Genomic DNA, 24,172 nt, shown 5'->3' with positions numbered 1-24,172 from the left:
AATCATGATTTATTCATTTATTTCAAAACGCCAGTGCTGCCTGATCCCCGGATATTTTTGGTGATCGACTTCGCTCATAAACATATCGTATGGTCTTGCACAGATTTTGAATGGTGCATACATTGCCTGGTAGACAACCAGCTTTTCGCCTGTTTCAGTATGCTCGGCGAAAGCCAGTACATTGTAGAGATATTTGGTGCTCTCTTCGGATACCCATTCTCTTTTGAAATGGCGCACGATATCGCCAACATGGATTTCATGGAGGGGTTCTGCGTCATTTTTTTCGGTATTGGCAGAAAGCGTAGAAGCAGGCTGTGCTTCTGGGATAACCGTACTGGTTTGTGTTGAGGCAGACGATTCCGGGTGGGAAATTACAGACGAAGAATCTATTTTATTTTCCGGATCTGCATCCAGATAAATATACTCATCTTTATCAAGAGAAACCGGTGCGCCGGTCTTGCCGATGATATGAACACCACCATACCAGGTGCCTTCGATTTTAAAAGTATCTCCGATCTGATATTCGGAAGAATATTCATCGTTCTTTTTTATAATTTTAATCTTATCCATAGATAGTACACTCCTGTTTGTATTTGAAAACTAATCTAATTATATGTGCATTTTCCAATTTTTCCAACCTAAAAATGGGAAAAATCGTGTATACTGGAAAGTACTAGTTGCTGGCCACAGGTACTGTGAACAGTAACTAGTACTACGGAAAGGGGAAAGATAAAATGGTAAAACCAATTATGAGAGATCTCTTTTTTCTGCGCCAGAAGGCAGAGAAAGCAACGAAAGGAGATTTTCCAGTTGCAATTGATTTACTGGATACATTAAAAGCGCACGAAGATGGCTGTGTGGGAATGGCAGCAAATATGATCGGGGTAAATAAAGCGATCATTGCAGTCAATATGGGATTTATGAATGTTGCGATGTTCAATCCGAAGATTGTAAAGAGAAACGGAAAGTATGAGACAGAAGAAGGATGCCTGTCTCTGGATGGCGTAAGAAAATGTGTGCGTTATCAGGAAATTGAAGTAGAATACGAGGATATCAATTTTAAACGGCAGAGACAAAAATACAGTGGATGGACGGCACAGATTATTCAACATGAGTGCGATCATCTGAATGGAATTATTATTTGATGGAATACCTAAATCAAAGAGACGGTATTATGGTTTTGCATTTTGTGGAAAGAAAGTCCTGATTGGAACAGATAAATCGGAATAATGTTGTTATTACAACAGAAATGAAAATCCAGAAACCGTATACTTATCCATACAAAAAAAGAAGGTATGAGGAATGAAAATATGAGTAATACAGCGACGATTTCGCAGGGACAGGAGATTTTAGCACTCCAGGATGAACTAACCGGTGCGCTGATCGGTCTTGCCAGATCCTGTGGTAACAATCCAAAGACAGAAAACACAGATGAGATTATCATCGAAGGTCTTGTGCATACGATTACGAACAGTAACACCGGGGCAGCAGCTTTAAAAGCGATGATCGAAAAAGTAAGAGAAGAAAAAAATACCGTCGCACCGGATTGCACAGTCTGTGCAGCACCGTGTGGCAATACCTCCGAATATGATGTGAGCAATATCTGGAAACACGAAACAGATGTGCGCGGCGTGGAGACTGCAATTCTTTTCGGAATCCGGGAGATGGCAGCTATCATTTTCCCGGCGGTCGTCATGGGGAAAACAGATGCGGAAGTGAACGAATTTTTCTATAAGGCACTCTGCATGATCAGTTATGGAATGAGTAAAGAGGATCTGTTACCGGTTGTGCAGGAACTGGGCGAGATGAACCAGAAGTGCAGAAGGCTTCTTGGACAGGTGTAGCAAGAGAAAAGTCTGAAAAAATGAGATTTCTTGACAGAGAACAGGGGATTTGATATTGTTTAAAGGATGGAAAAATCTGACAGACGAGAAATGAACCGATAGAAAAGAAATGAAATAATGGGAAGCGGGTTGCGTCTGGCAATCCGCTTCTTTTGATGAGAAAGAAAAGAGGGCAAAAATGGAACTGAGTATACTTCTGATGGAGCAGATCGCAAAGCTGTTCATTATGATATTCATGGGTTATGCGATAGTCAAAATGGGATTTCTGAAGGATGAAGACAGTAAGGTACTGTCAACACTGGTATTATATCTGATCGTGCCATGTGTGATTCTGAATGCATTTCAGGTGGATTATACCCCGGAAAAGGTGAGCGGCCTTATGCTGGCATGCATCGCGTCACTGCTTCTTTTATTTATCCTGCTCCCGATTGTGAATCTGATCGGAAAAGTCCTGCATCTGAATGAAGTGGAAACCATGTCCATTTACTATTCCAATTCAGGAAATATGATCGTACCGCTTGTGGCATTTATGCTTGGCGAAGAGTGGGTGTTTTATGCATGTGTGTTTATGGGGATTCAGACCATCTTTTTCTGGACACACTGTAAAAATGTACTGAGCCATGAAAAAGGATTTAACCTGAAGAAAATATTTACCAATATCAATATCATTACGATCATAGCAGCGATCGTGTTGTTCTTTGCAAAGATCCGGCTGCCGGAAATCATAACCGGTACGTTAAGTTCTGTCGGGGCAATGGTGGGACCGGCAAGTATGTTTGTAATCGGAATGCTGATGGGCGGAATGAATATCAGAAAGGTTCTGACGAATAAGAAGGCGTATTTTATTGCATTTATGCGCCTGATCGGAATTCCGTTTATTTCGCTTCTGATCCTGAAAATCAGTGGACTGGTTGGATGGAATGCAGATGGGAAGAAGATCCTTCTGATCGTATTTCTGGCGATCATTGCACCGGCAGCTTCGACAGTTACGCAGATGAGTCAGGTGTATGGAAATGATTCCAGGTATGCGAGCACGATCAATGTGCTGACGACACTTGGGACGATCGTGACGATGCCGCTGATGGTGCTGGTGTTCCAGATGGTGATGTAAATAAAAAATAGATAAATGGAGAAAAGAATGTTCCTGGAGGCGGGGATGTTCTTTTTTATTGGAAAAATATTTGATTTTAGGGAAGGATTATATGGATATAAAGAAAATATTATACAGATGATGTGAAATAGTAAGAAAGAGAGTTTTTGTTATAAATGCACAAAAGATATAGTATGAAATTGTTGGATATGACAAAAATAAATAATAGTATTTACATTTTTGAAACCAAGTTGTATATTAAAGAAAAAGGAACTGGTCATGACGACATGACATCATAACGAAGGAGGAAGAAAAATGAAAAAAAGAGTAGTACAAGCATTGGGATGCTTACTTGCAATGACAATGGTAGCAGGAAGCTTGACAGCATGTGGAGGAAAATCTGAGAAAAAAGCGGAAAAAAAAGAGGGAAGCGATGTAAAGGTTGCAATTATTTGTTCAGCTGCCGGACAGAATGATAATGGATATAATCAGTCTGCTGTGGAAGGAGCAAAAAAAGCTGCCGATGAATTTGGAATTGAATACAAGGTTGTCGAGCCTACAACAGGTGTACCGCAGGCGTTGGAATCACTGGCTGATGACGGATACAATGTAATTTTCAATCTGGAATATGATTTTGAAGCACTGATTCAGGGGACTGGTGGAGCACAGCCAATTGCAGAGATGTATCCGGATACAACATTTGTATGTGTAAATGATAATCCAAACCAGGATAAAGACGGAAAGACAATCCATGATAACGTAATCAGTGTTCTGTTTGATGTACATCAGGCATCTTTCGTAGCAGGTGCACTTACTACATTGGTAAATGAAAATGCAGAAACTTTGTTTGGTACAGATGACTATAATTTTACACCGGCAGATGATGGTGGACGTTCAGTAGGATTTATCGGAGGAACAAATTCAAACGGTATCACAGTATTCTCTTATGGATATATTGAAGGTATCAACTATGAAGCTGAAAAGCTGGGTGTAAATTATGATTACTATGCAAAATATGATGCAGGATTTGCTGATTCTGCAACAGGAAGTACAGTAGCAGGAACATATTATAATCAGGGAGCAAATATTGTATTTTCAGTAGCTGGTTCTGTAGGTGATGGTGTTGCATCAAAGGCAAAAGAAGAAGGAAAGCTTGCAATTCAGGTAGATGCTAACAAAGATGATCAGCAGCCAGGATATGTTCTGACAAGTGTTATTAAAAATACAGAAGTACCTGTATATGACATTGTAAAAGAAGCAGTAAATGGAAAGATTGATAAGATGGATCGCGCACAGACATATTCATTAGCATCAGGCGCGGCTTCTATTACAGATCTTTCAGAAATCAGCAAACATATACAGGATAGCGGAAAAGACAAATGGGAAGAAATCAAAGCTGAAATCAAAGATGTAGAAGACAAGATTTCAGATGGAACAATTGTAGTAACGGATGCACAGAGTGGAGAAGAATTCGATGCTTCTAAATGCCCGAATGTTACAGTAAAATAGTTGTTTTGACAGAAAGGAAGCAGCAATATGAACAGCATGATACAGACGGTTGATCTGACCAAAAAATTTAACGATTTTGTCGCAAATGATCATATTAATCTGGATGTAAAAGAACAGGAGATTAAATGTATTGTAGGTGAAAACGGTGCAGGAAAATCTACAATGATGAATATGCTCTACGGATTGCTGCAGCCAACAAGCGGGAAAATCCTGATCCGGGGAAAAGAAGTTACACTGAACAGCCCGGTTGATGCGATTGCAAACGGGATAGGGATGGTGCACCAGCATTTTAAGCTGGTGCCGTCTCTCACCGTATATGAAAATATACTGTTGGGTGCGGAAATTACACAGAAAAAAGGCGGAATGAAAACTCCGTTTATCGATCAGAAAGAGGAAATTAAAAGAGTTGAGAAACTGATTCAGGAAAATCATCTGGAATTGAATGCAACAGATAAGATTGAAGATATATCTGTCGGGGGACGTCAGAGAGTAGAAATTCTAAAGATGTTATATAGAAATGTAGACATATTGATTCTGGATGAGCCGACAGCCGTACTCACACCACAGGAAGTTGATGAATTGATTGCAACGCTCAAAAATTTGAAAGAGCAGGGAAAAACAATCATTGTTATTACGCACAAATTAAGAGAAGTAATGGAACTGGCAGACAGTATTACCGTAATAAAACAGGGAAAAGTTGTTGGAAATGTATTAAAGAAGGACACAAGTGAACGGGAACTGGCACAGATGATGGTTGGAAGAGATGTTGTTCTTACTGTAAATAATGAACGAAAACAACAGATTGAATCAGAGATTATGTACAAAGCAGAAAATCTTACGACTGTAAATGACTACGGAAAAGAAGTTGTATCAGATATGTCGTTTGAAGTGCATAAAGGTGAGATCCTTGGAATAGCCGGTGTTGAAGGAAACGGACAGTCAGAGCTTGTAAAGCTTATGACTGGCTTGATGGAATCAACGAAAGGGACAGTATTTTTTGACGGTAAAGATATTACAAACTGGTGGCCGGAAAAATTAAGAAAAGCGGGAATTGGAATTATTCCTGAGGACAGATATGCACAGGGATTGTGCCGGGAAATGACGGTCTCCGATAACTGTATAGCAGGATATCATGGAGAAAAAGATGTTTGTAAACACGGACTTTTTAATAAGAAAACAATCAATGCCAAAAGAGATAAATATATCAAAGAATTTGATATCCGTCTGGGAGATGTGAATGGTAATATAGGCAATCTGTCAGGAGGAAATGCACAGAAAGTTATCATTGCAAGAGAGCTTTCAGCAAATCCAAAACTTCTGATTGCTTGCCAGCCAACGCGAGGCGTTGATATCGGATCTATTGAATTCATACATAAACAGATTCTGAAATTCAGGGATGCAGGAAATACTGTTATCTTGATTTCAAGTGAGCTGTCAGAAATTATGAGTTTATCTGATCGGGTAATTGTTATGTATAAAGGTAAGATTTCAGGAGAAGTATCACCGAAAGAAGTGTCTATGGCTGCTATGGGACTTTTGATGGCTGGAATTGGAAAGGAGGAACAGGATCATGAAAAAGAAAGATAGTATTATAAAAGGAATTGTCAATTCTGTACTTCCGGTAATTCTTGCATTTGCATTTGGAGCAATTATTATTGCGGCGATTGGGGAAAGTCCACTGGAAACATACGGGGTACTGATCAGGAAATCACTTTTGACAGAAAAAGGCTTTATGAATACGCTGCATTATGCATCGCCGCTTATTTTGACAGGACTTGCGATTGCAATTACATTCAAAGCTAATCTGTACAACATGGGTGTAGAAGGACAAATGCTTTTGGGAGGATTCTTTGCAGGAATCACTGGAGCATATCTTAACATTTCCAATCCATTTATAAGTAAACTGATTTGCTTTTTAGTTGCAATTATTTGTGGAATGTTATTTGCATTGATTCCGGCAATTTTGAAAGCAAAATGTAATGTAAATGAGATGGTTGTAACTTTGATGTTAAACTATGCAGTTTCAAAGACTTTGGAATTTTTAACCACCGGTGTATTCAAAGATAAGAGTGCAGGGTATGTGGCTACACCAACGATTAAAGAGGATGTAATGTTCAAAAGATTCGGAGCATCAAGAATGACTATGTTTTTTGTAATTGCAATGATTATTCTGGTGATTATGTATTTTGTTATGAAAAAATCAAAACTGGGATATGAAATTACAGCAATCGGAAAAAATCCGGAATTCGCAGAAGCAACAGGTATGAATGTCGGCAAGAAAATCATTATCATGATGCTGATCAGTGGCGCACTTTCCGGTATAGCAGGAGCAGGATGGATGTTAAGTGATCAGTTTAAATATACGCTGACATTTTCTGCAAATCCTGGCCTTGGATGGGATGGTATGTTGATTGCTCTGCTCGGTGGACATTCGCCAATTGGAATTTTGATCGCGGCAATCTTTTATGCTGCATTAAAAACCGGTAGTGACAGCATCAATATGTATACTGCAGTTCCGAAAGAAATCGTTGCAATTATTCAGGGAATGATCATTCTGTTCCTGGCAGTTAAGTTTATTGGTGATAAAACAAGCGTATTTGGCCGTTTTAAAAAGGCGAAAAAGGAGGATGCATAATGGAATTATTAAATAGTATTTTGTATGACACAGTATACCATAGTGCTCCTATTATTCTATGCGTGATCGGTGGAATATTTGCATATAAAGCAAATGTATTGAATATCGCACTGGAAGGAATGATGCTGAATGGAGCATTTATTTCAGTGTTAGTCGAGTATCTGACAGGAAGTGTGGCTCTGGCAGTGATTGCCGCAATCGTAACGACTTTATTGTGGGGACTTGTATTTTCATTCTTAGGAATTACTTGTAATGGTAATGTTATTGTTATCGGTCTTGGAATTAACTTGATTGTTCCAGCGATTGCAAAATTTGTACTGAAAGTTATGGAGCTTGCTAATATCAGTCTTCAAGATGTAGGAGTTGCAGATTTTAAGATCAATATACCGGGCATCAAGAGTATTCCGCTGATTGGTGGAATCGTAAGTGGTCATCCGGTCATTACATATCTGGCATTTATTGGAATTGCGGCAGCAGCTATTCTGATGTACAAAACAAAATTTGGAATCTATGTCAGAGTTGTTGGTGAAAATGAAGATTCAGCGATCAGTCTTGGACTGAAAACACAGAAATACAAATATATTGCTGTTCTGATTGGAGCATTTTGCTGTGCATTAGCCGGAATCAATTTATCAATGGAGAGAATGGCAATGTTTACAAGTGACATGACAGCAGGACGAGGCTTTATCGCAATTGCAGCAATTTATTGTGGACAGGGGAAACCGGTACAGTCTTCACTCTATGCAATCTTATTCGGTGTTGCAAGATCACTTGCAGTCAATTTAAGTGTATATGCAGGACCGGCAGCGGGAATGTTCGATACGATTCCGTATATCATTATGGTAGCGGTGCTTGCAGTTGTTTCATTTATGAAATTTAAGGATGTTAAGGTAAGAGGATACAAGTTCGACTAAGGGGGAAGAAAATGGCAAAGACAGCATTGATTATTGTGGACATGGTTCGCGATTTTACGGATCCGGAAGGTCTGGTATTTTATCCTGAGAATCAAAAGATTCTTCCACGGATCAAAAAGGTTCTGGATGAAAGCCGGAAACATGAACTGCTGATTGTTTTTTTACAGCACTGTAACAGAAAAGATAAAGTAGATAAAAAAGCACAGTCCATGAGACCAAATTGTATAGAAGGGACTTTTGGAATTGAAATTGATCCAATGTTGGAAGTTGATGAAAAGAAAGATTATGTCATCCGAAAGAGAAGGTACAGTGGATTCTTCGGCACAGACCTGGATCTGGTATTGCGGGAAAATGAAGTGGAAAATGTAGTCGTTGTTGGAACGAAAACAAACTGCTGCATTCGGGCAACGGTGACAGATGCATTTTATCTGAATTACAACCCATATGTTATCCGGGAATGTGTGGCAACGAATTCAGAAACAGTTAATGAAGTTCATCTGACAGATATTGATAAGTATCTGGGAAAAGTCATTGATATGAATACATTCAGCAAGATGCTGGAAGAGGGACAGTTGTAGGAGGCACGGATAATGAAAGTAGATGTTCTGACAAGCGGCTATGTAAGTATGGATCACATTATAAAAATAGCAACACCTGCCAAAGTGGGATTTACATCACTGGTTACAAATAAATCCAATTCAAAAATTTATTACGGAGGCTGTTCTGTAAATATTGCCTATGCACTTTGCCAGCTTGGAATGAAGGCAATGCCAGTTTTAAGAGTAGGCGGAGATTATGAAAGTAATGGTTTTAAAAAGTTTCTGGAAGAAGGAAATGTACCACAGGATGGGATTACACAAATAGCAGAGGAAGCAACCAGTGTATGTTATTTGTTACAGGATAATAATAACGATCATATTACCATATTTTATCCTGGAGCAATGGATGGAAGATATGCACAGAAAATGAAAGACAGCTTGTTTGAAACGGCAAAGCTGGGAGTGATAACCGTTGCATCAAGACCAGATAATGAAGAGTTTTTTGCAAAATGTAAAAAGCATCATGTACCGGTAGTTTTTGGAATGAAAGATGATTTTGATGCATTTCCAGAACCATTTTTGAAACAATTGTTAACAGAAAGCAAAATCATTTTCACAAATGAAGTAGAATGTGAAATTATTGAAAAGCTTTTCGGACTAAATACGATTACAGAGCTGTTTAAAATTGGAAAAGCAGATATTATTGTGACAACTCTGGGAAAAGACGGAAGCATTTGCTATGTGCGGGAAGACGGAAAAATACGGAAAGAAGAGATTGGAATTTGTAAAGTGGAACAGGTAGTAGATGCAACTGGATCGGGAGATGCTTACATGGCAGGATTTGTTTATGGATATTTGCACGGATATTCTCCGGCAGACTGCTGTAGGCTTGGAAGTGTATTATCTTACTTTGTTTTACAGGCAGAAGGGTGCTGTACAAATGCGCCAACAGAACAGGAATTATTACAGAAATTTGAAACATTACACTGAAAGGGGAAATGCAGATGAGTACATTATATATGGGAGCAAGCGAAGAAACGGTTGCGAAATATGTACTTTTTTCGGGAGATCCATGGAGAGTAGAAGTTGTAAAAAAGTATTTGGATAACCCCAAAAAAGTTGCATTCATGAGAGAGTTCAATACATATACAGGAACCTATAAAGGAGTAGAGATTACAGTAACGTCGACGGGAATCGGGGCACCGTCCGCAGCGATTGCGATGGAAGAGATGTATGAGTCTGGAATGCAAGTTGCTGTGAGAATGGGAACTGTAATGTCGATGCAGGATGATATGTTGGGACATTTTATGATCCCGATTGCCGCAATGAGGCGTGAAGGAACCAGCCAGACTTATGTGGATCTGAGTTACCCTGCGGTTGCAGATATTGAACTTGTCAATGTGATGAACGAAACAGTTCAACAGATGGGAAAACGGTATTTAAATGGACTTAATTGTACGATGGATGGATTTTACAGTTGTATGCATGATTCTAAATTTTCTCTGGAGTGTGGACGTGATATGTCAAAAACATTTGAAGAGGTCAAGAAACTTGGGGTAACAGGAATCGATATGGAATCTTCATGTATTCTGACACTGGGACGACTGATGGGAGTTAAGACCTGTATTTTAACAGTGGTTACGGTACTTGAAAATTTGAAGGAAACTTTAAAGGGACAGGATCGTGTAGATGCAGAGGATTTACTCTGTAGAACAGCGCTGGAAGGAATTTATAATTATCATGTAAAAAGAGAGGATGGTAAACATGAGTAAAGAGATACTTACTTTAAATTCACAGACAGTAATCGGAATGGTGCATTGTCTTCCGCTTCCGACAACAGCTGGATTTGATGGGGATTATCAGAGAATTATTGACCGTGCAGTTCAAGATGCGGTTACACTTGAAAAAGCAGGAGTAGATGCTGTTATTGTAGAGAACATGGGAGATACACCGTTTTCGGCTTTTTTGAACAAGGCACAGGTAGCTGCCCTTACAGCTGCTGCATATGCTGTAAAACAGGCAGTTCAGATTCCGGTAGGACTTGATGCGGCGTTTAATGACTGTGAGGCTGATATTGCAATTGCAGCAATGGTAGGAGCTTCCTTTATCAGAGTTCCGGTATTTGTAGACACAGTATTGTTTACAGATGGAATTATTCAGCCTTGTGCAAAGAAATGTATGGAATATCGTAAGATGATGGGGCAGGAAAATGTTAAGATCCTTGCCGATGTGCAGGTAAAACATGCACATATGTTAAGGGAGCATATTACAATTGAGCAGTCAGCAAAAGATGCTGCATCAAACGGAGCAGACGGAATTATTGTTACAGGTACACAGGTTGGAGAAGAGACACCATTGGATCTGATTAAGAGAGTGAAAAATGTTGTAAACCTTCCGGTGTTTGCAGGAAGTGGTGTAAATGCAGAAAATATTCATGATCAGCTTCAGACAGCAGATGGTGCGATTATCGGTTCCAGCTTGAAAGAGGGAGGAATTTTAACAAATCCAATCTCTTATGAACTGGTTAAGAAAGTATTAGACGGATTGAAATAGAGAAAGGCAGGAAGATAAAAATGATGCGACCAATGAAACTTGCAGGATCAGAATTGATGTTTGGAGAAGGAAGTCTTGCATATATTAAGACAATTAAAGCAAAAAAAGTCAGTATTGTTATTGGCGGACATAGCATGGAAAAGAGTGGAATGCTGGCAAAGGTAGAAGGATATTTTAAAGAAACCGGTGCTGAAACAATGGTTATCAGAGGCGTAGAACCAGATCCGTCTTTTGAAACTGTACTCAGAGGAAGAAATGAAATGCTGGAATTTGAACCAGATCTGATTGTCGGACTTGGCGGTGGATCAGCAATGGATGCTGCAAAAGCAATGTGGATCTTTTATGAACATCCGGAACTGACTCAGATGGAAGATATTCTTCCGCCGAATGAATTTCCGAAATTACGAGGTAAAGCAAGAATGTGTTGTATTCCTTCAACAAGTGGAACGGCAAGTGAAGTTTCACGTTCTATCGTAATTTCAGATAATGAAAAAGGATTAAAGCATGGTGTTGGAAATATGGAAATGATGCCGGATATCGCAATCTGTGATCCGGAAGTAACAATGTCTATGCCGGCTAAGATTACAGCAGAGACAGGAATGGACGCGCTTACCCATGCACTGGAAGCACTTGCTTCAAACCGTGCAAATTATCTGTCAGATATTCTTGCAAGTCAGGCAGCCCAGGATATTATGGAAACTTTACCTGTAGCATATGAGAATGGTAATGATATAAAAGCAAGAGAGATTATGGTACAGGCATCTATGGTAGCTGGAATTGCATTTACGAATGTATCACTTGGAATTGTACATTCTATGGCTCATACGATCGGAGGAATTTTCCATGTATCTCATGGTCTGGCAGATGCCATTATTTTGCCATATATCATTAGATATAATGAGCAGAATGAAACTGCAAAAGAAGTTTATGCAAAATTTGCAAAGAGAATCGGAGCAGAAAATCTTCATGAAGCAGTAGAAGCTTTAAATGAAAAGTTAAATATTCCGAAATGCTTTAAAGAAATCATTCCGGATGAAGAAAAATATATGGCAAAACTGGATGAGATGGCTCCGCTTGCAAAAGCTGATGGATGCACAAAAACAAATCCGGTTATTCCGGAAATTGACGAATTTAAAGAATTATTTATCAAGGTGTACAGAGGAGAATAAAAATGGAGATTATTTGTTATTTATCAAATGGATATCCTACAATTGAAGCAAGCTATAATATGGCAGTAGAATATGCAGATGCAGGATGCAAAATGATGGAAGTGGATTTCCCATCCAGAAATCCATACCTGGAGAGTGATTATATTGCAGGAAGAATGAAAAAAGCGTTGGAAGCCTGTGATGATTACGAAAAATATATGGATTCTATTGTTGCTATCCAGAAGAGACTTCCAGATGTGAAGATTCTGGTTCTGGCATATGAAAATACAGTTGAAGAGATTGGCGTCGACAAATTTATTGAGTTTTGCCTGTCAAATAATTTAAAAGATATTTTGCTTGTTGGCTTAAAAGATGATATTATTAAAAATAAGATAATTGCAGCGGGGCTTCAGGTATCTTGTTATGTACAGTTCCATTTACCAAAAGAAGAAGTGGAAATGGCAAAACAATCAAATGGATTTGTATATTTACAGGCGAAGCCGTATGATACACAGCAAAAAAATGAGGAATATCCTACATTAAAAGATTGTGTAGAGTATTTAAGAAGCTGTGGAATTGAAAGACCTATTTATTGTGGGGTAGGCGTTCATGCACCAGAAGATGTAAGACTAGTAAGAGAGGCAGGCGGGGATGCAGCGTTCGTTGGCAGTACAATTCTAAAACTTCATGAAAATATTCCTGCAATGAAAGAAAAGATCAGGGAATTTAAAGCTATGTGTTAACACTTGGAATATTCTGTGATCAAAAAAGGTGAGATGGGGTGAAGGAGATGTTCGACGAAAAGTTACCTAAATATTATCTTGTGAAGAAGGCAATCGTAGAGAATATTGATAATGAAGTTTACGATTCAAAGGAGCCGATTCCGAGCGAAAGAGAATTGATGGAGACTTATCAGGTCAGCAGAATTACGATCCGGAAAGCGATTGATGAATTGGTCACAGAAGGATATTTGTACAAAGTCCAGGGAAAAGGAACCTATGTAAAGACGGATGAAGGAAGCAACAATCTTTTTTCAATTACGAGTTGTACGGAAGATGTATTAAAGCTTGGACTGACACCAAGTAAAAAAGTTGTTGTTTCAGAGCTGGTTGATGCGAATGTAAAGAGAGCAAAAGCACTTGAGATTACAACCAGTGATAATGTTTATATGATAGGAAGAATCTTATATGCAGATAAAGAGCCGCTAAACTATACGCTGACTTTTCTGCCGGAAAAGATTTTTCCGGGTTTATCAAAGTATGATTTGAAAGAGGAATCCCTTTATCAGATTATAACAGAAGTTTATGGTGTTAAGATAACAAAGGCAAGAAGAACGATTGAGGCGATCGGGGCACAGGATGAAATTGCCGAGTATTTGGACATCGAGGAAGGAACACCGATTATTCTGTTTCGTTGTATTACATATGGCATTGTGAATGGAAGAGAAATTCCAATCGAGAATTTCAAATGCTATTATCGAACAGATAAATTTAAATTTTATATTGATCAGGTGAGATAAGAAAAGCAAAGGGGAACGGTATTTTTTATGAGATATCGTTCTCCTTTTATGCAAAAGAGAAGATTTATACGTTGTTGTAAATATGTAGTCTGGTTTGAAATTTTATATTTATAAGAAAAATGTTACAAATACTATTTGAAAAACAAAGAAAAATGTGGCAAACAGGTATGGATAAAGGTGGAAAAATGTTACAAATGAATGGAAAACCTATAAAATCACGGAGATTTCTATATAAAATGAAAATGTTGGCAACATTCCAATTTTCCACTTGACATTCCCCCGCTTTCATCATAACATTTTGTAGAATGTTTATTGTCATGAAAAGTGGACTTACAGAAAAGGGGAAAATCACAGATGAAAAATTGGAATCAGGTTGAGCTGGTGCCGGAATTTAATGAACAGGGTGTAGCCTGTTATAAACTGGCCGGTGGGAACTATGTAAATGAATATTATGTTGTATCGGAAGCAGAGACAAGAAAGCTTCTGAACACACCTGAGATTGTCGGATATGAGGTATATGACTGCCTGATTCCTTCCACATCTCAGATGCTCTATTATTTTAAAGAACAAAAGAAAGTGACGACTGCAAATATTCTTTCTATCTTGAGAGGGGCGCTGAACTATCCGTTGGAGGAAAGCTGCTACAGAGAGCACATCCGTGTACACGATATCAGTTTCTTATCCAGTGAGCGTGTATTTGCGGATGAAGAGATTGCAGGGCTTGAAATCAAATATAGTAAGCTGACCATGGTTCCGGACAGCACACTTATGATCGGAGATATCATTGCAAGTGGGGAGACTCTGATCCACTGCCTGCGCTATGTGACAGATTTTTACAGGAAGAACGGAGCAAAGCTTCGTAATATTATCATTTTCACAATTGGTGGGACAAAGGGAATTGAGATCCTTGAGAATCTTACCAGAGAGATCCGTGAGTTCTGGCCGGAATTTGAAGGGTTCATTACCGTGTATTATGAAGGAGTTTTCAGTACTTATCAGGATAAAGGTGTGTCAGGAATCAACCTTCCGGATGTGGACTTCTACTGGAAGGACGGAATCATCGCGCCGGAGTTCAGAAGAGAGACACTTTCCATGTGCAGCCCACTTTTTGAGAAATGTATCATCTACGATGGCGGGGCAAGACGTTATGAGATTCATGAGCATGTAGAGGAAGTCCTGGAATTCTGGGAAGGAATCCGGGAAAGAGCGGATCAGATCGATTTCAAAGAGTTGCTTGACGAAAAGATTGGATACCCGACACCGATCAGCTACGAAGACTGGATCGAGAAGAACCATTATGAGAAAATCCGTCCGGCAGACACCAAGTGGCTGTATCGTCAGGAACAGGGATATATTGAGAGTATGAAAAATATTACATTAAAAGAACTGGCAGATCAGAGAATTACCGAATTTACTGATTCTTTGAAGAAATATATGCTGTAAAAAGAATGAACTAGTTGATCAGAGAATGGAATGAGGTAAAAAATGAGCAAAAATACAAAAGACAAGGCAGTTGATATTGATTACGCGAACCAGGCGGTTCCGAAAGAGGGCAGAAAAGGTTTCCTGACTATGTTTATGATCATGCTGGGATTTACATTTTTCTCGGCGAGTATGTGGGTTGGACAGCAGATGGCAGCAGGACTTGATTTCTGGGGATTTATCAAGTCCCTTCTCCTTGGAGGAGCGATCCTTGGTGTGTATACAGGACTTCTGGGATATGTAGGTGCAAAGACCGGACTTAGTATGGACCTTCTGGCAAAAAGAGCGTTTGGAGAAAAAGGATCTTATCTTTCTTCTGCAATGATCAGCTTCACGCAGATCGGATGGTTCGGTGTGGGTGTTGCGATGTTTGCAATCCCGGTATCAGGAGAGCTTCTCGGTGGAAGTAAGGCTGCGATGTGGGCTCTGGTACTGGTTGCAGGAGGCTGCATGACCGCTTCTGCATATTTCGGAATTGATTCTCTTACGGTGGTAAGCTATATTGCAGTTCCGCTTGTTGCGATTCTTGGAACGGTAGCAATGGTGATGGCAGTTCGGCAGGGAAATGGGACGATTGTTGACCAGTTTGCGGTATCCAGTGGATCTGTGACTGTGATCGGTGGAGCTGGCATGGTAATCGGGTCCTTCGTATCTGGCGGAACGGCAACCCCGAATTTTGCAAGATTTGCAAAAGATGCCAAATCCGGCACGATCGCAACGGTTATAGCATTCTTTATAGGAAACTCACTGATGTTTTTCTTCGGGGCAATTGCCTATATTTTCGTTGGCGGAAATGATATCTTTGAAGTTATGATCCGTTTGAACCTGTTCTATATGGCGATTTTGGTTCTGGGGCTCAATATCTGGACAACCAATGACAATGCACTGTATTCAGCAGGTCTTGGACTGGCAAATATTTTCCAGCAGAAAAAGAAACCGATGGTTTTGATTTCGGGTATTATCGGAACGATTCTTTCGGTATGGCTGTATTACAATTTCTGTAACTGGCTGAATGTACTGAACTGTACCCTTCCGCCGGTTGGAATCATTCTGGTGCTTTCCTATTTTATGAATAAGAAAGACTATGAAAATGAAAAAGCAGAAATTAAAACAGTGAACTGGTTTGCGGTGATCGGTGTAATTGCAGGTGCGGTTGTGGCAAATCTTGTGTCATGGGGAATTGCTTCCATCAATGGTATGGCAGTTGCAGCAGTATGCTATGTAGCAGGACAGGTGCTTTGTAAAAATCGTGAAGAAGCAGCGGAAAATGCTTAGATAAATCGAGTAAATAACGGGCAGACCCAGGGAGTAGGACTGTCCGTTTTTTGACGCAAATAACAAAAAGAACAGTCTGTTTAATGGTGAAATATTTGCTTATCCAATGAAGAACAAAGCAGCAATACTCATCATTTATAAAAAAACTGACCATAAGTCAATAAACAAATTGACTTATGGTCAGTTTTGTTGTATATTGGTCTTGTAAAATAAATGACCAGCGGTCATTAAGAGAGAAATAATAAAAAGAAAAGAGGAATAAAGTATGGTAAAGGTTGGCAAAAAGATTGTTAAATTCAGAGTACCGATACTGATACTCAGCATTATCCTTTTGATTCCGGCTGTGTGGGGGTATGTGAATACCAGGATCAACTATGATGTACTGACATATTTGCCAGAAGACATTGAAACGATGCAGGGTCAGGAGATCATGACCAATGATTTCGGGATTGGAGCATTTTCGATGCTGATGGTAGATGGCATGGAAGATAAGGATATCGTGAAGCTGAAAGAAAAAGTAGAGAAGGTAGACGGAGTTGCTAATGTGCTCTGGTATGATTCGCTGGCTGATATTTCTGTTCCCCAGAGTATGCTTCCGTCAAAGCTCTATGATGAGTACAACACAGAAGACGGAACAATGATGGCGGTATTTTTCAAAGACGGAACTTCATCCGATGAAACTATGAAGGCAGTTACCGAGATCCGTAAGGTCACCGGAAAGGAGTGCTTCTTAAGTGGAATGTCTGCGATTGTAGAGGACACCAAAGAGCTTGCCGAAAAGGAAACACCGCTTTATGTACTGATCGCAGTCGCACTTTCTGCACTGGTTCTGGCAATTACGATGGAATCGATTTTTGTTCCGGTACTGTTCCTTTTGAGTATCGGAATCGCAATTGTATATAATCTTGGAACGAATGTATTTTTTGGAGAGATTTCTTATATCACGAAGGCACTGGCAGCGGTACTGCAGCTCGGTGTCACTATGGACTATTCTATTTTCCTGATGCACAGCTATCAGGAGCAGCAGGTGCGCTATAACGGAGATAAAGAGCGGGCGATGGCACACGCGATTTCCCAGACATTTTCATCCGTAATCGGAAGTTCAGTCACGACGGTTGCCGGATTTATCGCACTCTGCTTTATGAGCTTTACGCTTGGAAAAGATATCGGTATCGTTATGGCAAAAGGTGTTATCTTCGGAGTTCTGGTCTGTGTAACCGTTCTTCCGTCCATGATCCTGTGCTGTGATAAGCTGATCGAGAAGACGAAACACAAACCGCTGCTTCCGGATATTGGAAGGATTTCAGAGAAGGTGACAAAGCGTTACGTGATTTATGTAGTAGCATTTGTGATCCTTCTGTTCCCGGCTATTTACGGAAACAACCACACGGGTGTTTACTATAATCTGGACGAGTCGCTTCCAAAGGATCTTCCGAGCGTCATTGCGAACACGAAATTAAAAGAAGATTACAATATGAACACCACACATATGATCCTGGTGGACAGTTCGGTTGCAGGTTCTGATGTCAAGAAGATGTCACAGGAGATTGAAAAAGTAGATGGTGTTAAATGGGTACTTGGACTGGATAACCTGGTCGGCTCCGGTGTTCCGGCAGATATGCTCCCGGAATCTGTCACCAGTATGCTGAAAAATGACAAGTACCAGCTGCTGATGGTCAATTCAACTTACAAGGTAGCAACAGATAAAGTCAACAAGCAGATTGAAGAGATCGACAAAATCCTGGATAAATACGATGAAGGTGCAATGCTGGTAGGAGAAGCACCGCTGACAAAAGATCTGATCAACATTACAGACACAGACTTTAAGCGTGTCAGCGCAGTTTCCATCGGAATTGTATTTGTGATTATTCTGCTTCTGTTTAAATCAGTTACTATTCCGGTGATCCTGGTTGGTGTGATTGAGTTCGCGATTTTTGTAAATATGGGAATCCCGTTCTATACAGGAACAAAGCTGCCGTTTGTGGCATCGATCGTAATCGGTACGATCCAGCTTGGCGCGACCGTGGATTATGCGATCCTGATGACAACCAGATACCAGAGGGAACGCAGCCGCGGAGCAGGCAAATTTGACGCGATCACAACAGCGCATAAGTTCTCCGCGCAGTCGATCATCGTCAGTGCACTCAGTTTCTTTGCTGCAACGATCGGTGTCGGACTTTATTCCAATATCGATATGATCAGTTCACTGTGTATCCTGATGGCGAGAGGTGCACTGATCAGTATGGTGGTTGTTGTGCTGATCCTTCCGTCCTTATTCATGGTATTTGACAAGATTATCATAAAGACGAGCAAAGGTTTCCGACCGTCAGACTTGAAATCATAACCACATCATAGTATAATTTTCTTGGATTATTATATGATACAAGGAACGGACAAAAAGATCCGTGAGTATCAAAAGGGCTGATACAATCCTGCTATCATAAAAGGAATAAGGAGGAATCCACTATGATTAATTGGAACAATTTGGATACACTTACATCATTTAAAGAGCTTTCGGAAGTAGAACGTGTAAATCTTGCAGAAGTGATGTCCGGTGAGAACGGAGCAGAGCGTGTTAAGAATTACAGCGTTCCGATGACAGAGGATCTTACTTACAATTACGCTGCAAAAGCAGTAGATGATAAAGTACTTGCAGCACTTGCAAAGCTTGCAAAAGAAGCGCAGCTGACAGAAAAGTATGCAGCACTCTACAATGGAGAAGTGATCAACACAGGAGAAAAGAGACTGGTTCTTCATCAGCTCACCCGAGGACAGCTTGGAGATAAAGTAGAAGCTGACGGAGTAGATAAGCGAGAATTCTATGTTAAGCAGCAGCAGAGAATCGCAGATTTTGCCAATAAAGTACATGCCGGCGAGATCACAAATGCAGCAGGTGAAAAATTCACAACAGTCGTACAGATCGGTATCGGTGGAAGCGACCTTGGTCCTCGCGCAATGTATCTTGCACTTGAAAACTGGGCTAAGAAGAATGGCACATTCAAGATGGAAGCCAGATTCATCAGCAATGTTGACCCGGATGATGCAGCAGCAGTACTGAATTCAATTGATGTAGCACATTCTATTTTTGTTCTGGTATCAAAGTCAGGAACAACTCTTGAGACTCTTACCAATGAGTCATTTGTAAAAGATGCCCTGAAGAATGCAGGTCTGGATCCTTCCAAGCATATGATCGCTGTTACAAGCGAGACATCCCCGCTTGCAAAGAGCGATGATTACCTTGCAGCATTCTTCATGGATGATTATATCGGAGGACGTTACTCATCTACTTCAGCAGTTGGCGGAGCCGTGCTTTCTCTGGCATTTGGACCGGAAGTATTTGCACAGTTCCTTGCAGGAGCAGCAAAAGTGGACGAAGTTTCCAAGAACGAAGATTTACTGAAGAACCCGGCAATGCTGGATGCCCTGATTGGTGTATATGAGCGCAACGTACTCGGATATCCTGCAACAGCAGTTCTTCCGTATTCACAGGCATTGAGCCGTTTCCCGGCACATTTGCAGCAGCTGGATATGGAATCTAACGGTAAATCCGTGAACCGTTTCGGTGAGCCGGTAGACTACCCGACAGGTCCGGTGATCTTCGGAGAACCGGGAACAAACGGACAGCATTCCTTCTATCAGCTTCTCCATCAGGGAACCAACATAGTACCGCTTCAGTTCATTGGCTTCAAGAACAGCCAGATCGGAACCGATGTTGTGATCCAGGACAGCACAAGCCAGCAGAAGCTCTGCGCAAACGTAGCAGCACAGATCGTAGCATTTGCATGCGGTAAATCAGACGAGAACCGCAACAAGAATTTTGAAGGCGGACGTCCGTCAAGCATTATCATCGGTAAAGAACTGACACCAGAGACACTCGGTGCACTTCTTGCACACTTTGAGAATAAAGTCATGTTCCAGGGATTCGTATGGAATGTGAACAGCTTCGACCAGGAAGGTGTTCAGCTTGGAAAAGTACTTGCAAAACGTGTACTTGCCCATGAGACAGACGGAGCACTGAAAGTATACAGTGATCTTTTAGATATTTAATCAGAATAGCTGAAAAGAGACCAGAGTCGGTGCGGAGCGTAAGTATCCGTACCGGCTTTTTGAGTTGTCTTTATAAGGGAAAGAGTGTGAATATGAAATTAGAAAATTATGAGGTGCATCTTCCGAATTATTCAATCGGGGATGCGATTTACGATAAAATCGGTCCGGTCTGTGAATCTTATGGAAAGACAGTACTTGTGATCGGAGGAAAAAGAGCACTTGATGCAGCATTTGATAAAATCAAAGCAGCAGTGGATAAAACGAATCTGGAGATTATAGGAAAAGAACTTTATGGAAAAGACTGTACTTATCAGACAGTAGAAAAGCTTCGGGAAATGCCAGTTTATCAAGAGGCTGACATGGTTTTTGGAGTAGGCGGCGGAAAAGCGCTGGATACGGTGAAATGTCTGTGCATCACAGATGATAAGCCGGTGTTCAGCTTCCCGACAATCGCATCCAACTGTTCGGCATGTACATCAGTGTCGATCATGTATAACGAGGATGGTACGTTTCTGAAACCGAATTTCTTCGTGCGCCCGGTCATGCATGCATTTATCGATACAGAAATCATAGCAAAAGCACCGAGTCAGTATATGTGGGCAGGAATCGGCGATACTTATGCAAAATATTATGAAGCAACGATTTCATCAAGGGATGAGAGACTGGAACATTTCACATCGCTTGGTGTGGCAGTCAGCCTGATGTGCAGGAATCCGCTTCTGGAATATGGACCGAAAGCATTTTCAGACCATAAAAAGGGACTGTGTACATACGATGTAGAGCAGGTTGTTCTGGCGATTGTTGTGACAACAGGAATTGCATCGATTTTCCTTACAAAAGATTTCACACCGGCCTACAACAGCGGACTTGCGCATGCGGTTTTCTATGCTCTGACGCAGTATCCGGTGATCGAACAGCGTCATCTGCATGGAGAAGTGGTGGGATTTGGTGTACTTCTGGCACTTCTTGTAGATGGACAGGAAGAAGAATTTGAAAAAGTGTATCAGCTGAACCGCGAGATCGGGCTGCCGGTATCTCTGGAACAGATTGAGATTACAGAGGATGAGTGGAAAGAGAGCATGGAACGTATCCCGGAAATGTCGGATGTGGCACATTATCCATATAAAGTGACCAGGGAAATGCTGGAGGATGCAATGCAGAAACTGAAAGAAAGAGTCAGAAAGGATCAGAGCCATGAAGAATAAGAAATCCGCAGCTTCCTCTATGATTCTTGGGGTAGCGTTTGTCTGGTTTACAACACATTTCGGAGGTGGATTTGCCTCAGGTGCGCAGATCTACAGTTATTATGTGCGTTATGGAATCTGGTGCCTTCTGATGCCGGTTCTGGCCATGGGATATAATGCTGTATTTTTCGCGTACTGCCTCCGGTTTGCGAGAAAGCATGAGGTATATGATTACCGGTCTTATAACAATGCATTTTACGGGAAGTTTGCGCCGGTATTTTCCAATTTGTTTGAAGTCCTTTATATCTGTGTGATGTGTGTGGCTCCCGCAGTTGCATTTGCGACAGGCGGAGCGACCTTAAGTACCCTGACCGGACTTCCGTATCTGCTGTGTACGTTGATTATCGGTATATTTATCTTCGTTGTGGCAGTATTTGGAACAGATCTGGTGCGCAAGGTTGCATCGGTTCTGTCAGTCTGCATTATCGCAGGGCTTCTGATTGTGTACATTCCGAATATCATTGCCGGGGCAGGGCAGATCACGGAGACTGCTTCGCAGATGACGGCAAATGGCGGATCCTTTGGAAAAGCACTCTATTCAGCATTCATTTACGGAACCTTCCAGTTGGCAAATGTGGCAGTATTTGTGCAGCATGCCAAGAGCTTTGAAAAGCCGGATGACGCGGTGAAAAGTATGGGAATCGGATGGATCATCAATGCGCTTATGATGATCATGGTTGTGCTTGGGATTATGACTGTTTGTACCAAGCCGGAGATGAGCGAGGCGAGTGTCCCGACACTTTTTATGGTACAGTGCGGTGTTGGAAAAGGATTTATGATGCCGCTGATTTCTGTTTTGATCATTCTTGGAGCGGTATCTACGGCGGTTAATATGGTGGCTGCAATGGTCAAGAGAATCTGCAGTGGTCTTGATAAAGTGAAGAAAGAGACGGAAACGGGTAAAAAAAGTAAAATTGGTACAAAGGAAATTGTGGCAGCATTTATCTGCTGTGTAGTGGATTTTGGAATCGCACAGTTCGGGCTTCTGACACTGATCCAGAAGGCTTACAGTGTGCTGGCATATCTTGCGATTCCGGTCATTCTGATTCCGTATCTGATCCATATGGCAGTGACCAGATTTGATACGAAGTAATGAGAGAATAAAGGGAAAAGAGGACGAAAGATACCAATCGGTTGGAGTACATATATTTTACCATTAGTGGGGTGATGGAATGGCAAAGATTACAGTGTGGTCAAAGCAGCATGAAAATGTCTGGAAAGTTCTTCAGGAGACCGGACGATATACGGTAAAGCGAGAGTATATCATAAAGGATCTCAAAGAACATTCGGAACTGGTTCTGGATGTTTATGAATGGCTGGTCAAGAACGGACCGGACTACGGGAACAAACCGGCGGATGTGGAATTTCCGGTATGGGTATCCTTCAGGCAGGATGCAACGATGCTTCCGGAAAAAGGAAGAGTGATCCTGGAGCTGGAGATCGAAGAATCCCTGATTACCGGAGTGAATTTCACAAAATGGGGAATGATCCTCAACTATTCCTATATTCCGGCAGACGAGGCGGATGAAAAGCGGCACAAAGAGCTTCTGGAAGCCTATGGAGTCAGCGACACGCAGGCGTATATGTCGCAGTTCTATCCGGAGATCAAACGGGAGATCCGGGAGAGCTGGAAGAGGCTTTTTGATGATAAGATCCAGATCGGAAGTGATGGATGTTATGGAAACATCTGGGAGGTGCGAAGAGAATGGGTGAAAAATGTAATACAATAACCTTATATGCATCACAGGCAGACCCGGTAATCGAAGCAATTGAGCGGGATGGCGTGTGCTATTCCAAAGAGGCGTATGTGCGGAAAAAATATCAGGAGAGTGCAAAGATTTTCACAACAGCCTATTCCTGGTTTGTGCGTGAGATGGAGAAATATGTGAAGAAACCTGATGATGCGGAGTATCCGTACTGGGCATTCCGTGAAGCTTATAATGTGGATCAGTCGATGGGCGGCAATTTCCTGACACTGGAAGTACCATTGGATGAAGTTCTGCTTTTTGATATGTATGACTGGAATAAGATTCTCTGTCTCAAATATATTGGGGAAAATGAAAAAGATGAGAAGCAGTTCCAGGAGCAGCTGGAGATGTATGGAATCAAAGAGATGGATGCGGTGTTGAGTAATTTTTATCCGATGCAGAAGCAGCAGATCCTGAAAAGCTGGCAGCGCCTGATGCGGTATCATGAGGAATTGTTACATGGAAATACAGAGCTTGTGAGGGATATACAAGCAGGACTCTGGAGAATAAAAAAGGAGTGGATCAGGTAATGATCCACTCCTTTTTTATTCAGATTTTTTTGATTTTATCGTAAGTAGGTAATCATCCGTATCTGTTATTCCCCGATTCCCTTTGGTACAATACC

Annotated in this window: 23 protein-coding genes; 22 read left to right on the top strand and 1 reads right to left on the bottom strand. The window is 41.0% G+C overall.

All coding sequences use genetic code 11. From position 1 onward, the window contains the following. Window positions 1–9 precede the first annotated feature (9 nt). Window positions 10–570, bottom strand: coding sequence for a DUF1653 domain-containing protein (locus G4407_RS07080; protein ID WP_173688279.1), 561 nt, complete (start codon window positions 568–570; stop codon window positions 10–12). Window positions 571–734: 164 nt separating this feature from the next. On the opposite strand from G4407_RS07080, the gene G4407_RS07075 reads away from it, so the two are divergent. The 22 genes from G4407_RS07075 (at window position 735) to G4407_RS06970 (ending at window position 24,077) form a co-directional block, all read left to right on the top strand. Further along, on the top strand, window positions 735–1,145 hold the full coding sequence (locus tag G4407_RS07075; RefSeq protein WP_055247494.1) for a peptide deformylase: 411 nt from the start codon (window positions 735–737) through the stop codon (window positions 1,143–1,145). Between the two features lie 165 nt (window positions 1,146–1,310). Beyond that, entirely contained in the window at window positions 1,311–1,844 is a 534-nt protein-coding gene (locus G4407_RS07070) for an anaerobic carbon-monoxide dehydrogenase catalytic subunit (protein ID WP_173688278.1), read from the top strand. A gap of 178 nt (window positions 1,845–2,022) precedes the next feature. Continuing rightward, the gene (locus tag G4407_RS07065) at window positions 2,023–2,955 is read left to right on the top strand and encodes an AEC family transporter (protein ID WP_173688277.1); all 933 of its coding nucleotides are present in this window, start codon (window positions 2,023–2,025) and stop codon (window positions 2,953–2,955) included. A gap of 294 nt (window positions 2,956–3,249) precedes the next feature. Next, window positions 3,250–4,443, top strand: coding sequence for a BMP family lipoprotein (locus G4407_RS07060; RefSeq protein ID WP_173688276.1), 1,194 nt, complete (start codon window positions 3,250–3,252; stop codon window positions 4,441–4,443). A gap of 27 nt (window positions 4,444–4,470) precedes the next feature. Then, complete coding sequence (locus G4407_RS07055) at window positions 4,471–6,030, top strand: ABC transporter ATP-binding protein (RefSeq protein ID WP_173688275.1); 1,560 nt, start codon at window positions 4,471–4,473, stop codon at window positions 6,028–6,030. Beyond that, entirely contained in the window at window positions 6,014–7,078 is a 1,065-nt protein-coding gene (locus G4407_RS07050) for an ABC transporter permease (RefSeq protein ID WP_173688274.1), read from the top strand. Before G4407_RS07055 ends, G4407_RS07050 begins: the two co-directional genes overlap by 17 nt. Next, a complete protein-coding gene (locus tag G4407_RS07045) occupies window positions 7,078–7,992 on the top strand; it encodes an ABC transporter permease (RefSeq protein WP_008373427.1) in 915 nt (304 codons plus the stop codon). Before G4407_RS07050 ends, G4407_RS07045 begins: the two co-directional genes overlap by 1 nt. An 11-nt stretch (window positions 7,993–8,003) precedes the next feature. Continuing rightward, window positions 8,004–8,570 (top strand): cysteine hydrolase family protein, encoded by a 567-nt coding sequence (locus G4407_RS07040; RefSeq protein WP_022219927.1) that lies wholly within the window; start codon window positions 8,004–8,006, stop codon window positions 8,568–8,570. 12 nt (window positions 8,571–8,582) lie between these two features. Continuing rightward, window positions 8,583–9,521 (top strand): carbohydrate kinase family protein, encoded by a 939-nt coding sequence (locus tag G4407_RS07035; RefSeq protein ID WP_173688273.1) that lies wholly within the window; start codon window positions 8,583–8,585, stop codon window positions 9,519–9,521. 14 nt (window positions 9,522–9,535) lie between these two features. Next, window positions 9,536–10,303: a nucleoside phosphorylase gene (locus G4407_RS07030; protein ID WP_173688272.1), complete on the top strand. Its 768-nt coding sequence runs from the start codon at window positions 9,536–9,538 to the stop codon at window positions 10,301–10,303. Further along, window positions 10,296–11,084 (top strand): BtpA/SgcQ family protein, encoded by a 789-nt coding sequence (locus G4407_RS07025; protein ID WP_022219925.1) that lies wholly within the window; start codon window positions 10,296–10,298, stop codon window positions 11,082–11,084. Before G4407_RS07030 ends, G4407_RS07025 begins: the two co-directional genes overlap by 8 nt. 20 nt (window positions 11,085–11,104) lie before the next feature. After that, on the top strand, window positions 11,105–12,253 hold the full coding sequence (locus G4407_RS07020) for an iron-containing alcohol dehydrogenase (protein WP_173688271.1): 1,149 nt from the start codon (window positions 11,105–11,107) through the stop codon (window positions 12,251–12,253). 2 nt (window positions 12,254–12,255) lie between these two features. Then, a complete protein-coding gene (locus G4407_RS07015; RefSeq protein WP_173688270.1) occupies window positions 12,256–12,975 on the top strand; it encodes a tryptophan synthase subunit alpha in 720 nt (239 codons plus the stop codon). Window positions 12,976–13,022: 47 nt separating this feature from the next. Further along, window positions 13,023–13,751 (top strand): GntR family transcriptional regulator, encoded by a 729-nt coding sequence (locus G4407_RS07010; RefSeq protein WP_173688269.1) that lies wholly within the window; start codon window positions 13,023–13,025, stop codon window positions 13,749–13,751. A 354-nt stretch (window positions 13,752–14,105) separates the two neighbouring features. After that, window positions 14,106–15,194: a hypothetical protein gene (locus tag G4407_RS07005; RefSeq protein ID WP_173688268.1), complete on the top strand. Its 1,089-nt coding sequence runs from the start codon at window positions 14,106–14,108 to the stop codon at window positions 15,192–15,194. A 42-nt stretch (window positions 15,195–15,236) separates the two neighbouring features. Then, the gene (codB, locus tag G4407_RS07000) at window positions 15,237–16,508 is read left to right on the top strand and encodes a cytosine permease (protein WP_173688267.1); all 1,272 of its coding nucleotides are present in this window, start codon (window positions 15,237–15,239) and stop codon (window positions 16,506–16,508) included. 265 nt (window positions 16,509–16,773) lie between these two features. Then, entirely contained in the window at window positions 16,774–18,852 is a 2,079-nt protein-coding gene (locus tag G4407_RS06995) for an efflux RND transporter permease subunit (RefSeq protein WP_173688266.1), read from the top strand. A gap of 122 nt (window positions 18,853–18,974) precedes the next feature. Beyond that, the gene (locus G4407_RS06990) at window positions 18,975–20,555 is read left to right on the top strand and encodes a glucose-6-phosphate isomerase (RefSeq protein ID WP_173688265.1); all 1,581 of its coding nucleotides are present in this window, start codon (window positions 18,975–18,977) and stop codon (window positions 20,553–20,555) included. 92 nt (window positions 20,556–20,647) lie between these two features. Further along, the gene (locus G4407_RS06985) at window positions 20,648–21,760 is read left to right on the top strand and encodes an iron-containing alcohol dehydrogenase family protein (protein WP_173688264.1); all 1,113 of its coding nucleotides are present in this window, start codon (window positions 20,648–20,650) and stop codon (window positions 21,758–21,760) included. Next, on the top strand, window positions 21,750–22,892 hold the full coding sequence (locus G4407_RS06980) for a YkvI family membrane protein (protein ID WP_173688263.1): 1,143 nt from the start codon (window positions 21,750–21,752) through the stop codon (window positions 22,890–22,892). Before G4407_RS06985 ends, G4407_RS06980 begins: the two co-directional genes overlap by 11 nt. 79 nt (window positions 22,893–22,971) lie before the next feature. Then, entirely contained in the window at window positions 22,972–23,529 is a 558-nt protein-coding gene (locus G4407_RS06975; RefSeq protein WP_173688262.1) for a DUF3841 domain-containing protein, read from the top strand. Then, window positions 23,505–24,077, top strand: coding sequence for a DUF3841 domain-containing protein (locus G4407_RS06970; RefSeq protein ID WP_173688261.1), 573 nt, complete (start codon window positions 23,505–23,507; stop codon window positions 24,075–24,077). The genes G4407_RS06975 and G4407_RS06970 overlap by 25 nt, the downstream gene beginning before the upstream one ends. Window positions 24,078–24,172 lie beyond the last annotated feature (95 nt).

The organism is Allocoprococcus comes, from assembly GCF_013300725.1.
GTDB classification, from domain to species: Bacteria; Bacillota; Clostridia; order Lachnospirales; family Lachnospiraceae; genus Allocoprococcus; species Allocoprococcus comes_A.
The sequence above is the reverse complement of the archived record's forward strand: the minus strand, read 5'-3'. Positions and strand labels throughout refer to the sequence as shown.

What these genes read in the sequence shown, in the direction of transcription:
- G4407_RS07060 (WP_173688276.1), top strand. Translation starts at nt 3,250, where the DNA reads ATGAAAAAAAGAGTAGTACAAGCATTGGGATGCTTACTTGCAATGACA.
- codB (WP_173688267.1), top strand. Translation starts at nt 15,237, where the DNA reads ATGAGCAAAAATACAAAAGACAAGGCAGTTGATATTGATTACGCGAAC.
- G4407_RS06970 (WP_173688261.1), top strand. Translation starts at nt 23,505, where the DNA reads ATGGGTGAAAAATGTAATACAATAACCTTATATGCATCACAGGCAGAC.
- G4407_RS07025 (WP_022219925.1), top strand. Translation starts at nt 10,296, where the DNA reads ATGAGTAAAGAGATACTTACTTTAAATTCACAGACAGTAATCGGAATG.
- G4407_RS07040 (WP_022219927.1), top strand. Translation starts at nt 8,004, where the DNA reads ATGGCAAAGACAGCATTGATTATTGTGGACATGGTTCGCGATTTTACG.
- G4407_RS07020 (WP_173688271.1), top strand. Translation starts at nt 11,105, where the DNA reads ATGATGCGACCAATGAAACTTGCAGGATCAGAATTGATGTTTGGAGAA.
- G4407_RS07005 (WP_173688268.1), top strand. Translation starts at nt 14,106, where the DNA reads ATGAAAAATTGGAATCAGGTTGAGCTGGTGCCGGAATTTAATGAACAG.
- G4407_RS07050 (WP_173688274.1), top strand. Translation starts at nt 6,014, where the DNA reads ATGAAAAAGAAAGATAGTATTATAAAAGGAATTGTCAATTCTGTACTT.
- G4407_RS07035 (WP_173688273.1), top strand. Translation starts at nt 8,583, where the DNA reads ATGAAAGTAGATGTTCTGACAAGCGGCTATGTAAGTATGGATCACATT.
- G4407_RS07030 (WP_173688272.1), top strand. Translation starts at nt 9,536, where the DNA reads ATGAGTACATTATATATGGGAGCAAGCGAAGAAACGGTTGCGAAATAT.
- G4407_RS07075 (WP_055247494.1), top strand. Translation starts at nt 735, where the DNA reads ATGGTAAAACCAATTATGAGAGATCTCTTTTTTCTGCGCCAGAAGGCA.
- G4407_RS07010 (WP_173688269.1), top strand. Translation starts at nt 13,023, where the DNA reads ATGTTCGACGAAAAGTTACCTAAATATTATCTTGTGAAGAAGGCAATC.
- G4407_RS07065 (WP_173688277.1), top strand. Translation starts at nt 2,023, where the DNA reads ATGGAACTGAGTATACTTCTGATGGAGCAGATCGCAAAGCTGTTCATT.
- G4407_RS07055 (WP_173688275.1), top strand. Translation starts at nt 4,471, where the DNA reads ATGAACAGCATGATACAGACGGTTGATCTGACCAAAAAATTTAACGAT.
- G4407_RS07070 (WP_173688278.1), top strand. Translation starts at nt 1,311, where the DNA reads ATGAGTAATACAGCGACGATTTCGCAGGGACAGGAGATTTTAGCACTC.
- G4407_RS06975 (WP_173688262.1), top strand. Translation starts at nt 22,972, where the DNA reads ATGGCAAAGATTACAGTGTGGTCAAAGCAGCATGAAAATGTCTGGAAA.
- G4407_RS07080 (WP_173688279.1), bottom strand. Translation starts at nt 570, where the DNA reads ATGGATAAGATTAAAATTATAAAAAAGAACGATGAATATTCTTCCGAA.
- G4407_RS06980 (WP_173688263.1), top strand. Translation starts at nt 21,750, where the DNA reads ATGAAGAATAAGAAATCCGCAGCTTCCTCTATGATTCTTGGGGTAGCG.
- G4407_RS06985 (WP_173688264.1), top strand. Translation starts at nt 20,648, where the DNA reads ATGAAATTAGAAAATTATGAGGTGCATCTTCCGAATTATTCAATCGGG.
- G4407_RS07045 (WP_008373427.1), top strand. Translation starts at nt 7,078, where the DNA reads ATGGAATTATTAAATAGTATTTTGTATGACACAGTATACCATAGTGCT.
- G4407_RS06990 (WP_173688265.1), top strand. Translation starts at nt 18,975, where the DNA reads ATGATTAATTGGAACAATTTGGATACACTTACATCATTTAAAGAGCTT.
- G4407_RS07015 (WP_173688270.1), top strand. Translation starts at nt 12,256, where the DNA reads ATGGAGATTATTTGTTATTTATCAAATGGATATCCTACAATTGAAGCA.
- G4407_RS06995 (WP_173688266.1), top strand. Translation starts at nt 16,774, where the DNA reads ATGGTAAAGGTTGGCAAAAAGATTGTTAAATTCAGAGTACCGATACTG.